The sequence below is a fragment of the Actinacidiphila sp. bgisy144 genome, from assembly GCF_057708105.1.
The window spans coordinates 118,147-131,965 of record NZ_JBYIRM010000012.1; the positions used below are offsets into that span (position 1 = coordinate 118,147).

Sequence of the window (13,819 nt, forward strand, 5' to 3'; positions counted from 1 at the left end):
CTGCCGCGGCAGGGTGGCGCCGTGCACGGCGATGAGACGAGAGCGGCCCTGGCGGAGCTGGGGCCGTTCTTCGCGGTCGAGAGCGCTGCGGCGGCCGACGCGGCCGGCGGCGGCTCCGGCTGGCGGTCGATGGCCGAGCTGGCAGACGGCAGCGGCGTACTGGCCGCCCGCGTGGCCGCCGTACGCGGGGTGCTGGCCGCGGGCGGCGGGCAGCAGCCGGACGCGGTCGAGGAGCGGGTGGCCGCGTCCGTGACCCACCTGGGCCTGGTGGCCCGGCTGCTCTCCCCCTACCTGGCGCTGGCCGTGCTGTACGGGCACGTGCCCGGCGCCGTACGGCTGTCCGACCTGCGCTGGCAGCCCGCGCTCGGCGGCCCCTACCCGCTGGCCCTGCCGGGGCTGCCCGGCCGCGCGGCGGACCCGCCCGCCCCGGCGGAGACCGGGCCCGCGGAGACTGGTGGGGTTGCGGACGCGTTCGCGGCGGCGGTCCTCTCCGGCCCGGTCCGCGAACTGACCGCGGCCTGCGCGGATTCCCGCGTCTCCCCGCACGTCCTGCGGGGCAACACCGCGTCCGCGCTCGCCGGCGCCGCCCGCATGGTCGCCGCGGCCCGCCCGGAGGCCGCCGCGCGGGCCCGCGCGCTGACCGGGCTGCTGCTGGCCGGCGGCCCGCTGCGCGGCGCCGGGCACCTCACCCCGGCGGACGCCGGCGGGGGCCACGGCGCCTTCCGGCGGCGCAGCTGCTGCCTGATCTACCGGGCCGCGCCGGGGCACGCCGGGGCGCTGTGCGGCGACTGTGCGCTCTCCCGTGTGCCGGTGCGCCCGGGATGAAGCAGGTCAAAGCGTTGCGGGCATGAGGACCCGGTCTTGTTGCGAGCAACTTGCAACAAGTAATGTGTCGCATCGAGGTGTCCCGCCCCCGGTCGCAAAGGACGCAACGTTGACCTCCATCATCCAGACCCGCCCCGCCGCGGGGTCCCGCCTCCAGCGGATATCGGCGTCGATGTCGCGTGCCGAGTGGACCCGGCTGGGCGGTATGGCCGGCTTCATCGTGGCGCTGCACGTCATCGGCTGGTTCACGCTCGCGGTGATCGTCGCCCCGCACCACTACCGGACGGGCACCGGCGTCTTCGGGGTCGGCATCGGCGTCACCGCCTACACGCTCGGGATGCGGCACGCCTTCGACGCCGACCACATCGCCGCGATCGACAACACCACCCGCAAGCTGATGGGCGAGGGCAAGCGGCCGCTGTCGGTCGGCTTCTGGTTCTCGCTCGGCCACTCCTCGATCGTCTTCGGGCTGTCCTTCCTGCTCTCCCTGGGCATCAGGTCGCTCGCCGACCCGGTGGCGCACGACAACTCCGGGCTGCACGACGTCACCGGCTGGATCGGCACCACCGTCTCGGGCACGTTCCTGTACGCGATCGCGCTGGTCAACCTGCTGATCCTGGGCGGCATCTGGAAGGTCTTCCGGCGGATGCGGCACGGCGAGTTCGACGAGGCGGCGCTGGAGGACCAGCTCAACAACCGCGGTCTGATGAACCGCCTGCTGGGCCGGCTGATGAAGTCCGTGAGCAAGCCGTGGCAGATGTACCCGATCGGCCTGCTCTTCGGCCTCGGCTTCGACACCGCCACGGAGATCGCGCTGCTGGTGCTGGCCGGCTCCGGCGCCGCCTCGGGCCTGCCCTGGTACGCGATCCTGTGCCTGCCGATCCTCTTCGCCGCCGGCATGTGCCTGCTGGACACCATCGACGGCTCGTTCATGAACTTCGCGTACGAGTGGGCGTTCTCCAAGCCGGTCCGCAAGGTCTACTACAACCTCACCATCACCGGCCTGTCCGTCGCGGTCGCCCTGATCATCGGCACCGTCGAACTGCTCGGCCTGATCTCCGACAAGGCCGGTCTGCACGGCTCCTTCTGGGACTGGATCGGCGGGCTGGACCTCAACATTGTGGGCTACGTCATCGTCGGCCTGTTCTTCCTCACCTGGGCCGTGGCCCTGGCCGTCTGGAAGTACGGCAACATCGAGGAGAAGTGGTCCACCGGCCTGCGCACCGCCGACGCCGGCCCGGAGTAGGGCCCGCCGCTCAGGGCCGCTCCCGCGGTGACCGGTGCGGGGCGGGCCCGGGGTGCGGGCGGGTGGCCAGCAGCACGGTGGCCTCCAGGTCGGGGTCGTGGGCGGTGGCCGCGGTCAGGCCGCCGGCGCGCAGGGCGCGCAGGGCGGCGGGGACCTGGGCCCGGCTGGCCTCGGAGAGCAGGGTGCCGCCCGGCGCGAGCCAGGTGGCGGCGTCGCGGGCGACGCGGCGCAGCAGGTCCAGGCCGTCGGCGCCGCCGTCGAGGGCGAGCGGTGCCTCGTGGTCGCGGGCCTCGGCGGGCAGCAGCGGGATGTCGCCGGTGGGCACGTAGGGGACGTTGGCGGTGAGGATGTCCACCCGGCCGCGCAGGGTGGGCGGCAGGGGCGCGAACAGGTCGCCCTGGTGGACCTGGCCGCGGGCGGCCGCCAGATTGCGGCGGGCGTAGCGCACGGCGGCGGGGTCGAGGTCGGCGGCGTGGAGTTCGACGCCGGGCGCGGCCGCGGCGAGTGCGGCGCCGACCGCCCCGGACCCGCAGCACAGGTCCAGCACGACCGCGCCGGGGCGCAGCAGGGCGGCGGCGCGGGCGAGCAGGAACTCGGTGCGGCGGCGCGGCACGAACACCCCGGGGCCGACCTCGATCCGCAGGCCGGCGAACCCGGCCCAGCCGACGACGTGTTCCAGGGGCAGGCCGCCCGCGCGGCGCGCCACCATCGCGGCCAGCTCCTGCGGGGTGGCGGCGGCCTCGGTCAGCAGGCCCGCCTCCTCCTCGGCGAAGACGCAGCCGGCGGCGCGCAGTTCGGCGGCGGTGTCGGCCGGGTGCGGCCAGCCGGGGCGGCTGCCGGTGCCGGGGCGGGGCGCGACGTGGGGTTCGGACATGGGTGGCGGTGCCTTTCGGGAAGCGTGTCGCTCCCTGGGGCCGTGCCGTCGCGCGGGGGTGTCGACGTCAGCGGGCGCGGCCGTGCGGTGGGAGCGAGCGTGGTGTCCTGCGGCGGTTGATCGGTCCCACCTCCTCGGCTCGTCGCGGGGCGCGCTGCGGCCGGACCCGGTCCGCGGCGCCGTGCCGGACAACCTACCGTACGACCGCGGCGTTGACGGTGTGCAGGGCGGCGGCCGCGGCCTCGGCGGTGGGGTCGGGCCAGCCGTGCACGGTGAAGGTGGCGTGCTCGCCGGGCAGCAGCGTGGTCAGGCCGCGGTCGGTGTGCGCGGCCGGGCCGAGCCGGTCGGCCTGGAGGAGCAGGTCGCGCAGCAGGGTGCGGGCGGTGACGGTGATCTCGACGGCGGGCACGGCGGTGTCGGAGCCGCCGGTGTCCTGGTCGCGGACGGTCAACGAGAGGTCCCACTGCGGGCGCGGGTAGGCGAAGTCCTTGTCCCGGGCGGGGAACCAGTACGCGCGCGCCGCCCCCGGCTCGGTGTCCGTGTCGCCGCCCCGCTCGGCGTTCGGCTCGGCGTCCGCGGTGAGCAGTTGCGCGGTGCTGCCCGCCGCCGGCCGCAGCCGCGGCGGCACCGGCAGGTCGGCGACGGTGCGGGCGGCCGCGGTGAAGGGCAGCCGGACCTCCGCGAGCACTTCGCCCTCGACGGTGACCCGGCGCAGCAGCACGCTGCCGGACCAGGCCCGCGCCGCCTGGTTGACCACGGCCAGCACCAGAGCGCCGTCCCCGCTGCCCCCGCTGTCCCCCGCGCGCTCCTGGAAGGTCAGCAGCCGGTCCGCGTACAGCCGCTTCAGCTCGTGGTAGAGCGGCTTGGGCCGCCCGTCGCCGTCGATGGCGGCCCAGGACGTCACCGGCCAGCAGTCGTTGAGCTGCCAGACGACGGTGCCGGCGCAGCGCGGCCAGTGCGCGCGCCAGTGCTCGACACCGGTGGCCACGGCACGTGCCTGGTTGACCTGGGTGAGGTAGTGCCAGGTGTCGAAGTCGGCCGGGACGGGGAAGTGCCGGGCCAGGCCGCGGGCGAGTTTGCCGTTGCCGTCGGCGGCCTTCTGGTGGTGGAGCATGCCGGGCGAGTCCGGGGTGAGCGGTGTGTCGCCGATGGCGCGGCGCACCGTGGCGTAGGCGGGCGGGGCCTGCCAGCCGAACTCCGCGACGAACCGCGGGACGCTGTCGCGGTAGTCGGTGTAGTCGGTCCGGTTCCACACGTCCCAGGAGTGGGCGGTGCCGTGGCCGGGGTCGTTGGGGTGGTGCCGCCAGGAGCCGGACCAGGGGCTGCCGGCCCAGTACGGGCGGGTCGGGTCGGTCTCGGCGACGACCCGGGCGAGGAGGCCCAGGTAGTAGCCCTCGCCCCAGGAAGCGCCGGCGAGTTCGGGCTCCCAGTCCCAGTCGCGGAAGGCCCACAGGTTCTCGTTGTTGCCGTTCCACAGCACCAGCGAGGGGTGCGGGGAGAGCCGGGCGACGTTCTCCCGGGCCTCGGCCTCCACCTCGGAGCGCAGCGGCTGCTCCTCGGGGTAGGCGGCACAGGCGAAGAGGAAGTCCTGCCAGACCAGCAGGCCCAGCTCGTCGCAGGCGTCGTAGAAGTCGTCGCTCTCGTAGATCCCGCCGCCCCACACCCGCACCAGGTCCACCCCGGCGGCCGCGGCCTGCGCCAGGCGGGCGCGGTAGCGCGGGGCGTCGACCCGGCTGGGGAAGGCGTCGTCGGGAATCCAGTTGACGCCGCGGGCGAACAGGGCGGTGCCGTTGACCCGCAAGGTGAACGCCGAGCCGTGCGCGTCGGGCGCGGTGTCCAGTTCGACGCTGCGGAAACCGATCCGCCGCTGCCAGGTGTCGAGCGGCTCGGCGCCGTCCAGGACGGTCACCTCGCAGGCGTACAGCGGCTGTTCGCCGTAGCCGCGCGGCCACCACAGCCGGGCGCCGGGCACCTCGCAGCCGACGGTGAGGCGGTCGGTGCCGGGTGCGGCGGTGGCCTCGGCGACGCTGTCGCCGACCCGCAGCCGTACGGTCAGCGGCCGGGCGGCGCCGGCGGCGGTCCGCTCCAGCTCGATCCGCGCCTCGACGCGGCCGGTGCCCTCGGCGACGGTGACCTGCGGCACCACGCCGGCCAGCCGCGCGGTGGACCAGCGCTCGATCCGCACCTGCTTCCACATGCCGGCGGTGACCAGGGTCGGCCCCCAGTCCCAGCCGAAGGAGCAGGCCATCTTCCGGATGTACTGGAAGGGTTCGGGATAGGCGTTGGGGCGCGCGCCGAGCAGCGCGCGGACCCGTTCGGCCTCGGTGTACGCGGAGGTGAAGGCGACGGTCAGCGGGGTGTCCGCGGCCGTGTCGAGCGCGTCGGTGACGTCGAAGCGGTACGCGCGGTGCATGTTGCGGGTGCGGCCGAGCACCCGTGCGCCGAGCCGGACCTCGGCCACGGTGTCCAGCCCGTCGAAGACCAGGTCGGTCCGCTCGTGTCCGGGCGCGGCCGGCGGCAGCGCCGTCTCGTAACGCCAGTCCGCGCGGCCGACCCACGCCACCTCGGTCTCGTTGCGGTCCAGGTACGGGTCCGGGATCACCCCGGCGGCCATCAGGTCGGTGTGCACGCACCCCGGCACCGTCGCGGGCACGCTGCCCCGGCCGGGTACCGTCAGCGCCCAGCCCTCGGCGACCGGCGTGGCGTCCTTCATCCCTGTTCCCCTGCCTGCTGCTGACCGTCCCGGCGACCGCTGCACCGGCGGCGCCCCTGTCCGGCGCGCATTAAACGGTAAAGCACGGCGGGCGGCCGGCAACAGGGGTGGACCGGTGCACTGGCCCTGCCGTACCGAACCGGTTCAGTCCGGGCGCGGCGTCGGCGCGGCCGCTGCGAGCGGCCCGGGTGCCTACTTCAGCGCGGCGGCCGCCAGCCGCAGTTCGCGGAAGGCGAGGTCGATGTGGTCGCCGAGGGGGACCGACCCGTCCTGCATCCAGCGGTGGGTGGCCGCGGCGAAGGTGTCCATGCCGACCTGGGCGAGCAGCGGCGCGGTCCGGGCGTCGACCCCGCGGCCGCGCAGCGCGCCGGTCAGGGCGTCGACGAGCAGGGCCCGTTTGGCGAGGGCGCGTTCGCGCAGCGCCGGGGTCTCGTCGATCAGGTGCGCGCCCCGCTCGGTGACGGGCCGGTTGCGTTCGAAGAGCGGCACCGAGTCGCGGAAGGCGGCGCGCAGGGCCGGCAGCGGCTTGGTGCCGTGCGGGACCTGGGCGACGGCTCGGGTGAGGACGTCGCGCAGTTCGCTCTCGCCGTCGAAGAACATCTCGCGCTTGTCGGAGAAGTGCCGGTAGAAGGTCCGCTCCGTGACCCCTGCCCGTGCGGCGATGGCCTCGACGGTGACCTGGTCGAAACCGTGCTCGGCGAACAGGTCGAGCGCGGCTTGCAGCAGCCGCCGGCGTGCCGCTTCTCCGCTTCTTGGCATGGCGACACTCTACCGCCCGGTGTCGGCACCTGCCGGTTTTTACGTCAGACCCTGACACCATGTAACGTCAGAATGCGACACTAAAACCGTCAGACTCTGACGCTAAAAATGTCTGGCATGAGACGTGAGGGAGGTCGCCATGGAGCAGCGGTTCGACGGCAGGACCGTGGTCGTCACGGGCGCGAGCTCGGGGATCGGGGTGGGCATCGCCCGGCGGTTCCACGAGGAGGGGGCGCGCGTGGTGCTGGCCGCCCGGCGCCGGGACCGGCTCGACGCGCTCGCGGCGGAGCTCGGCGGGGAGCGGGCCCTGGCCGTGACGACGGACGTCACCAGCCGCGACGACATGGACGCGCTGGCCGAGGCCGCCGCGGAGCGGTTCGGCGGCATCGACGTGCTCGTGTCCAACGCGGGCCTGGGGCTCGGCAAGGAGTTTCAGGACACCACCGCCGCGGACTGGCGCCTGGTGATGAGCACGGACGTGGACAGCTGCTTCCACGGAGCGCAGGCCGTCCTGCCGCACCTGAAGCGGAGCGGCGGCAGCATCGTGCAGATCGCCTCGGCGTCCGGGATGGGCGGCGACCGGATGCTCACCGCCTACAACGCGGCGAAGGGCGCGGTGGTGAACTTCACCCGCGGACTCGCCTTCGACCTGGGGCGGTTCGGCATCCGCGTCAACACCGTGGCCCCGTCCCTGACCCTGGGCGCTGAGCATGCCGGGCGCCCGGAGGCCGCGCGGCTGGTCGAGCGGTTCAACGACCGCCGCGCGCTGGCCGGCTACAGCACCCCGGCCGACATCGCCGCCGCGGTCGCGTTCCTCGCCTCCCCCGACGCCCGCTTCATCACCGGTGTCCTGCTCCCCGTCGACGGCGGCATCACCGCCGGCAGCGGCCAGCCTCCCCTGTTCTGAACTCCGGAAGGACCACGCCCCGTGACCTACGACCTCGACCCCGAACTCGCCGCCGCGCTGGCGGCCCTGCCCAAGGGCCCCAACGGCGCGCTGCTCGACTTCTCCGACATCCCCGCCTGCCGCGCACAGGCGCAGGCCGCGAGCGCCGGGCTGCCGATACCCGATCCCGACCCGCGCGTCACGATCGAGACGCTCGCCGTCCCCCGCGGCGACGGCACCGCACTCGACGTCGTGCTGTTCTCCCCCGTGCCGGCCGACCGGCCGCGGCCGGCGCTGCTGTACTTCCACGCGGGCGGGCAGGTGCTGGGCAGCGCCCACGACCGCGTCGCCCACGCGTACGCCGCCGCCATGGCGCTCGAACTCGACATCGTGCTGGCCGTGGTCGACTACCGGCTGGCACCGGAGACCCAGGCGCCGGGGGCCGCCGAGGACGGCTACCTCGCCTACACCCACCTGGTCGCGCACGCCGCCGGCCACGGCATCGCCCCCGACCGGATCGGGCTGGCCGGCGCGAGCGGCGGCGGGGCGCCCGCCACCGCGACGGCGCTCATGGTCCGCGACCGCGGGGACCGCCGGCCGCGGCTGCTGTCGCTGAACTACCCGATGCTCGACGACCGCGGCGCGACGGCCTCCAGCCGCGAGATCGTCGACCTCGGGGTCTACGACCGCCGGGAGAACGCGTACGCGTGGGCCGCGGTGCTCGGCGACCGCGTCGGCACCGCGGACGTGCACCCCTACAGCGCGCCCGGCCGCGCCACGGACGTCGCCGGGCTGCCGGACACCTTCGTCGCCGTCGCCCAGTACGACGTCTTCCGCGACGAGAACATCGACTTCGCCCGCCGCCTGATCGCCGCCGGCGTGCCCGTCGACCTGCACCTCTACGCGCACACCTACCACGCCTGGGACGTGTTCGCCCCGGCCTCGGCCCTCGCGGGCACCTTCGTCCGCACCTGGCACGACTACCTCCGCCGCCACCTCCACGGCTGAGCCCGTCGGCCGCGGCACGGGACCCGGGGCCGCCGCCGCGGCACGGCTGCCCGTCGCGGTCCCGCGTTGCGGCCCCGCTGTGCCGCGCCAAGCATGGACGCATGGCCGACGCGGCACCGTTCGACGTGATCAGCGCGGGCCTCGCCGAGGTGCACCGGCAGCTGCTGCCGGTCACGGACGGCGAGGTCGCCTCGTACATCCCGCAGCTCGCGCTCGCCGACCCGGGCGACTTCGGGTTGGCGCTGGTGAGCATGGACGGCCACCGGTACCGGGCCGGGCGCGCCGGGGTGCCGTTCTCCCTCCAGTCGGTGTCCAAGCCGTTCGTGTACGCGCTGGCCCTGGCGGAACTCGGGCTGGAGGAGGTGCGGGCTCGGGTGGGCCTCGAGCCGAGCGGCGACGCGTTCAACGCGATCAGCCTGGAGCGCGGCACGGGCCGCCCGGCGAACCCGATGATCAACGCGGGCGCGATCGCCACCACGAACCTGGTGCCGGCCGGCAGCCCGCAGGAGCGGTTCGGCCGGGTGCTGGAGGGCCTGAGCGCGTTCGCCGGGCGCCGGCTGGACGTCGACGAGGAGGTCTACCGCTCGGAGTCGGCGACCGGCGACCGCAACCGCGCCCTGGCCTACCTGATGCACGCCGCCGGTTCGCTGCGCACCGAACCGCGGGCCGCGGTGGAGACGTACTTCCGGCAGTGCGCGGTGCGGGTGGACACGGTGGACCTGGCCGTGATGGCCGCGACGCTGGCCACCGGCGGCGTCAACCCGGTGTCGGGGCGGCGCGTGGTGCCCGAGCCGGTCGCGGTGCAGGTGCTCGCGGTGATGGCGACCTGCGGGATGTACGACGCGGCGGGCGACTGGCTGGTACGGGTGGGGCTGCCCGCCAAGAGCGGCGTGTCGGGCGGCCTGGCCGCGGCGAGCCCGGGCCGGTTCGGCATCGCCTGCTACAGCCCGCCATTGGATTCGACCGGCAGCCCGGTGCGGGCGGTGGCGGCGCTGCGCGAGATGTCCCGCCGGTTCGGGATGCACCTGATGCACGTGCCCGCGCCGGGCCCGGCGACGGTGACCGCGTGCACGACGGCGGAGCACTGGCCGGCGGGCGCGGACCGGCCGCCGGCCGAGCGGGAGCTGCTGGCCCGCGAGGGGCGGCGGATCGCGCTGGTGGCCGCGCGGGGCGAGCTGGACTTCACGGCGGTGGAGCGGGTGCTGTGGGCGCTGGCGTCGGTGGCGCCGCAGCAGCCGGGGTGGCTGGTGCTGGACCTGGCGGAGGTGCTGTGGGTGCGGCCGCCGGCCCGCGCGATGCTCGAAGCGGCGCTGGAGCGGGTCACGGCCGCCGGGCACCGGGTCGGCGTGGTGCCGGGCGCGCAGGCCTACGGGCACGGCGGGCTTGCGTCGGGCGCCCAGGTGTGCGGCAGCCGCGCGGAGGCGGTCGCGTGGGCCGAGGACTGCTTGGTCGCCTCCTCCGCTGGGCTGCGGAAGCCGCCCGATTGATATATCCAGGTAGTGACGGAAATGTCGGAAGCGGACGACTGCTGGAAGACGGCCAGACGGTTCGGGGGCCGCGTCTTCGCAAGCCGCCGGAAAGGTCATCCCATGCCCTCCATGCACCAGCCGCTGACTCCTGCCGCGCTCGCCGACCTGCGCCGCCCGCGCAAGTACCCGGCGGTCTCGGTGCTGCTGCCCACGCACCGCCGCGAACCGGACAACGCGCAGGACGCCGTACGGCTGCGCAACCTCCTGGAGGAGGCGAAGAACGCGGTGCACAGCGACCCCGAGGTGGCCAGGGCGGACCGGATCGACGTGATCGGGCGGCTCGACCAGGCGCTGGCGGAGGTGGACCTGGTGTACGCCGAGGACGGTCTGGCGATCTTCGCCGCGCCCGGCGAGCACCACGTCTGGTCGCTGGACCGGCCGGTGCCGGAGCGGGTGCTGCTGGCCCAGACCTTCCTGACCCGCAACCTGGTCGCCGCCTATGCCGCCAGCCGGCCCTTCTGGGTGCTGGCGCTGTCCGCGGACGTGGCGACGCTGTGGAGCGGCGGCCGCCAGCACACCCCGCACCAGGAGGCGGGGCCGTTCCCGGTGCGCCGCGAGCCGATCGACTTCGACCCCGAGCACCAGGAGCAGATCGGCGACACCCCGAGCATCTTCAACGACGAGGACACCCGGACCTTCCTGCGGCAGGTCACCGAGGCGGTGGGGGCGGTGCAGGCGGCCGACCCGCGCCCGCTGTACCTGGTGGCCGAGCCGGAGGCGGTCAGCGCCCTGGACGAGGTCGGCCCGGTGGCCAGGGACGCGGTGGCGCACATCGGGCAGGGCGGACTCGCCGGGGGACCGGGCGAGGCGCTGGCCCGGGCGGTGGCCGACGCCGACCGCGAGCGCGACGAGCGCGCGGTCGCCGAGGTGCTCGACGACCTGGACCGGGCCCGCGGCCGCAAGGCGTTCGCCGGGGGCGTGGACGAGGTCTGGCAGTCGGTGAGCGAGGGCCGCGCGGCGCTGGTGGCGATCGAGGACGGCTACCGCACCACGGTCCGGGACGACGGCGACCACCTGGTGCCGGCCGGCACCGAGGAGCGCGGCGCCCGCGACGACATCGTGGACGAGATCGCCGAGCAGGCGCTCGACACCGGCGCCCGGGTCCGCTTCGTGCCGGACGGCCACCTCGCCGACGCCGGCCACATCGCCGCGGTCCTGCGCTACTAGGCTGTCTCCGGCCCATAGCGCCGTCCCGCCCGAGGGGCGGGGGCCGACGGAGCCCGGTGCTCCCCCATGGCCGGGGGCATGGGGGGCGGGGTGTGTCAGACACGGCCCAGGCCGCCGCACGGCGGGCGGGCGTCCGCTTGCGGCCGGGTGGCGACAGAAGCGGTCCGGACAGCGGTGCCAAGTGGCGGCCCCCGCGCCTATCATGAGATTCCGGTTCTCGGCGGGGGCGGTGGAATCAGGCATGGTTGACGGGGACGGGTCGGCGCGCGGCGCGGCGACCCTCGCGGAGAAGATCGACGCGCTCTTCCGCGTGGTGCGCCGGTCGGGCCGGGAGGCGTACACGCACGAGGAAGTGGCGCGCGCCTGCCGGGAGGCGACCGGGGAGAGCTTCTCGACCACCTACCTCTGGCAGTTGCGCACCGGGCGGCGGACCAATCCGACCAAGCGCCACCTGGAAGCGCTCGCGCAGTTCTTCCGGATTCCGGTCGCGTACTTCTTCGACGACGACCAAGGCGCCCGGATCGCCGCCGAGTTGGAGCTGCTCGGCGCGCTGCGGGACGCCGGGGTGCGCAGCGTCGCGCTGCGGGCGGTGAACCTCTCGCCGGAGGGCATGGACACGATCAGCGACATGATCGACCTGATCGCCCGGCGCGAGGCGGACCGCAACCGCAACTCGCCCTAGGAGCAGCCGGGTTCGGGGCGAACGGGGAGCAGGGACCAACGGGGAGCAGGGCAGAACGGGGCAGAAGGGTTGACGGGATGCCACGGGTGCGGGTCCGGGAGCAGGTGACCGCCGGAACCGCACCGGGGCGTCTTGGAGCTTTCCGGACCGGGCGCGAGAGCGGACCTGGGCGGCGCGCAAGCGCCGGCCGCAGGCGGCGACAGGGGGATGGTGCACGTGAGAGCGCGGGCTGCCGTACATGACGCGCTGTGGGAGAAGTACCGCCGGGCCATGGGCTCGGGCGAACTGCCCCGGCCGTTCGATGAGATGGCGCTGATCGCACGGCTCGCCGAGCGGCGCGGCCGGCCGATCGAGCTGATCCCGGTCGACGCGCTGCCGAACCTGCCGTGCGGGCTGCTGATGGTCACCGACCACGCCGACTGCATCGTCTACGCCACCGACACCAGCGTGCTGCACCAGCGGCACATCCTGCTCCACGAGGCCGCGCACCTGGTGTGCGGGCACGACGGGGCCGGGCCGGGCGCCGGCGACGCCGCGGACCCGGGCGACGCCGCCACCGCCGGGTCCCGGGCGCTGCTGCCGCACCTGCCGGACACGCTGGTGCGGCGGGTGCTGGGCCGTACCGTCTACACCGAACCGCAGGAGCACGAGGCGGAGTTGCTGGCGTCGCTGATCTGCTCGCGGGCCGCGCGGGAGGCCCGTACCCCGCCGCTCGCGGAGGGCCAGCAGCGCCGGCTGGGCTCGCTGTTCGGAGTGCCGCGGGCCCGGGGCCGATCGCGTGGTTGACGCGGGGACGTACACCGCGGGCGGGCTGCTGCTCGCCTTCGCCTGCTACCGGATGGTGGTGGTGCGGCTCGGCGGGCCCGACCCGGACCCGGCCACGCGCTACGTCGGCTGGTTCGCGCTGTCGATGGGCGCGGCGCTGCTGGTGCTGGCGCCGGCCACCGTACGGGCGCTGCACCGGTTCGGGCCGGCGCCGCGGGTGGCGGCGCTGCTGGGCACCGAGTTGAAGATGGGCGCGCTGACGGTGCTGGCGCTGATCGCCCGGGCGCTGGCGGAGCCGGGGCGGCCGCAGCGCGAGGCGGAGCGGCGCTCGGCCCGGCAGGCGCTGGCGGCCGGTGTGCTGCTGGCCGCGCTGTTCCTGCCCGCGGGTGTCCGCGAGCACAACGGCACCGGGTACGTCACCGGCACCGCGGGCCGCTGGCTGCTGGCGGGCTACGACGTGCTGTTCGTGGGGTACTCGCTGCGCTGCCTGGCCCTGTTCGGCACCCTCCTCGGCCGCCACACCCGCGGGATGCCGCCCAGCGCGCTGCGTACGGGGCTGCGGCTGATGCGGGTGAGCGGCGCGGTCGGCGCGGCCTGGACGCTGCTGCTGTTGTGGGACGCGGTGCGGGTGCTGCGCTCGGGCCGGCAGGACACCGCCGAGCACCGGATGGCGGCGGTGCTGGCGCTGGCGTGCGTCCTGCTGGCGGTGGGCGGGGCGACGGCCAGTACGTGGGAGCGGGCGCTGACCGCGCCGGTCCGGCTGGTGCGTGCCGCCCGCTCCTACCGCGCCCTGGAGCCGCTGTGGTCGGCACTGTACGAGGCGCACCCGGGCATCGCGCTGCGGCCGCCGCGCCCGGACCGCTGGCCGGCGCTGCGGGACGTGCAGTTCGCGCTGTACCGGCGGGTGATCGAGATCCACGACGGTCGGCTGTCGCTGCGGCCGTACTACCCGGCGGACGCCCGGGCGTGGCTGGCCGCGCGGACGACCGCGGGGGCGGAGGCGCTGCCGGACGCGCTGTCCAGGGCGCCGTCCGACGCGGCTGTGGAGGCGGCGGCGCTCGCGGCGGCGGTGGAGGCGCGGCGCGCGGGGCACAAGCCGGTGCCGCGGCGGCCCGCGGTGGCCGCTGCCGTGCCGCCGCGCACCGGGACGATCGACGGGGACGTGGCCTGGCTGACGGCGGTGGCGCAGGCGTTCGCCCTGCTCACGGCGTCCGGCGGGCGCGACCGGCCATGAACGCGGACATGAGCCCGGACACGGACTCGGACATGGACCCGGGCGTGAAAGAGCCCCGGCCGGGACGGGGGGACCAGGCCGGGGCAGTCGCGGTGTGACGCCGCGGACACATCATGTTCACCGATGTTCAC

The 13,819-nt window shown here is 75.3% G+C and carries 12 protein-coding genes; 9 read left to right on the forward strand and 3 right to left on the reverse strand.

The window, feature by feature from the left end; all coding sequences use genetic code 11:
- The first annotated feature begins 21 nt into the window (after positions 1-21).
- Together AC3EVP_RS16285 and nicT are read left to right on the forward strand one after the other, a co-directional pair.
- Positions 22-825 (forward strand): (2Fe-2S)-binding protein, encoded by an 804-nt coding sequence (locus tag AC3EVP_RS16285; RefSeq protein ID WP_435130681.1) that lies wholly within the window; start codon positions 22-24, stop codon positions 823-825.
- Between the two features lie 172 nt (positions 826-997).
- Positions 998-2,071 carry a Nickel transporter NicT gene (gene nicT / locus AC3EVP_RS16290; RefSeq protein ID WP_435130754.1) on the forward strand — a complete coding sequence of 358 codons (1,074 nt, stop codon included), beginning with the start codon at positions 998-1,000 and terminating at the stop codon, positions 2,069-2,071.
- A 10-nt stretch (positions 2,072-2,081) separates the two neighbouring features.
- Here the strand turns inward: nicT and AC3EVP_RS16295 are convergent, their stop codons facing one another.
- The 3 genes from AC3EVP_RS16295 to AC3EVP_RS16305 form a co-directional block, all read right to left on the reverse strand.
- A complete protein-coding gene (locus tag AC3EVP_RS16295; RefSeq protein WP_435130682.1) occupies positions 2,082-2,945 on the reverse strand; it encodes a putative protein N(5)-glutamine methyltransferase in 864 nt (287 codons plus the stop codon).
- A 193-nt stretch (positions 2,946-3,138) separates the two neighbouring features.
- Entirely contained in the window at positions 3,139-5,658 is a 2,520-nt protein-coding gene (locus AC3EVP_RS16300; protein WP_435130683.1) for a glycoside hydrolase family 2 protein, read from the reverse strand.
- A gap of 192 nt (positions 5,659-5,850) precedes the next feature.
- Positions 5,851-6,417 (reverse strand): TetR/AcrR family transcriptional regulator, encoded by a 567-nt coding sequence (locus AC3EVP_RS16305; RefSeq protein ID WP_335972323.1) that lies wholly within the window; start codon positions 6,415-6,417, stop codon positions 5,851-5,853.
- Positions 6,418-6,556: 139 nt separating this feature from the next.
- Between AC3EVP_RS16305 and budC the strand changes: the two genes are divergently transcribed.
- The 7 genes from budC to AC3EVP_RS16340 all read left to right on the forward strand — a co-directional run bounded on the left by budC (position 6,557) and on the right by AC3EVP_RS16340 (position 13,688).
- Positions 6,557-7,324 (forward strand): meso-2,3-butanediol dehydrogenase, encoded by a 768-nt coding sequence (gene budC / locus AC3EVP_RS16310; RefSeq protein ID WP_435130684.1) that lies wholly within the window; start codon positions 6,557-6,559, stop codon positions 7,322-7,324.
- Positions 7,325-7,345: 21 nt separating this feature from the next.
- Entirely contained in the window at positions 7,346-8,311 is a 966-nt protein-coding gene (locus tag AC3EVP_RS16315) for an alpha/beta hydrolase fold domain-containing protein (RefSeq protein WP_335972325.1), read from the forward strand.
- A gap of 101 nt (positions 8,312-8,412) precedes the next feature.
- A complete protein-coding gene (glsA, locus tag AC3EVP_RS16320; RefSeq protein WP_435130685.1) occupies positions 8,413-9,798 on the forward strand; it encodes a glutaminase A in 1,386 nt (461 codons plus the stop codon).
- 111 nt (positions 9,799-9,909) lie between these two features.
- A complete protein-coding gene (locus AC3EVP_RS16325; RefSeq protein ID WP_435130755.1) occupies positions 9,910-11,007 on the forward strand; it encodes a baeRF3 domain-containing protein in 1,098 nt (365 codons plus the stop codon).
- A 241-nt stretch (positions 11,008-11,248) separates the two neighbouring features.
- Positions 11,249-11,689, forward strand: coding sequence for an XRE family transcriptional regulator (locus AC3EVP_RS16330; protein WP_335972327.1), 441 nt, complete (start codon positions 11,249-11,251; stop codon positions 11,687-11,689).
- Between the two features lie 207 nt (positions 11,690-11,896).
- Entirely contained in the window at positions 11,897-12,475 is a 579-nt protein-coding gene (locus tag AC3EVP_RS16335; RefSeq protein WP_435130686.1) for a ParH-like protein, read from the forward strand.
- Positions 12,468-13,688, forward strand: coding sequence for an MAB_1171c family putative transporter (locus AC3EVP_RS16340; RefSeq protein WP_435130687.1), 1,221 nt, complete (start codon positions 12,468-12,470; stop codon positions 13,686-13,688). Before AC3EVP_RS16335 ends, AC3EVP_RS16340 begins: the two co-directional genes overlap by 8 nt.
- Positions 13,689-13,819: the final 131 nt, after the last annotated feature.

Bases quoted from the DNA above. Each gene is read 5' to 3' on its own strand.
- budC (WP_435130684.1), top strand. From the start codon at position 6,557: ATGGAGCAGCGGTTCGACGGCAGGACCGTGGTCGTCACGGGCGCGAGC.
- AC3EVP_RS16305 (WP_335972323.1), bottom strand. From the start codon at position 6,417: ATGCCAAGAAGCGGAGAAGCGGCACGCCGGCGGCTGCTGCAAGCCGCG.
- glsA (WP_435130685.1), top strand. From the start codon at position 8,413: ATGGCCGACGCGGCACCGTTCGACGTGATCAGCGCGGGCCTCGCCGAG.
- nicT (WP_435130754.1), top strand. From the start codon at position 998: ATGTCGCGTGCCGAGTGGACCCGGCTGGGCGGTATGGCCGGCTTCATC.
- AC3EVP_RS16330 (WP_335972327.1), top strand. From the start codon at position 11,249: ATGGTTGACGGGGACGGGTCGGCGCGCGGCGCGGCGACCCTCGCGGAG.
- AC3EVP_RS16325 (WP_435130755.1), top strand. From the start codon at position 9,910: ATGCACCAGCCGCTGACTCCTGCCGCGCTCGCCGACCTGCGCCGCCCG.
- AC3EVP_RS16335 (WP_435130686.1), top strand. From the start codon at position 11,897: ATGGTGCACGTGAGAGCGCGGGCTGCCGTACATGACGCGCTGTGGGAG.
- AC3EVP_RS16300 (WP_435130683.1), bottom strand. From the start codon at position 5,658: ATGAAGGACGCCACGCCGGTCGCCGAGGGCTGGGCGCTGACGGTACCC.
- AC3EVP_RS16295 (WP_435130682.1), bottom strand. From the start codon at position 2,945: ATGTCCGAACCCCACGTCGCGCCCCGCCCCGGCACCGGCAGCCGCCCC.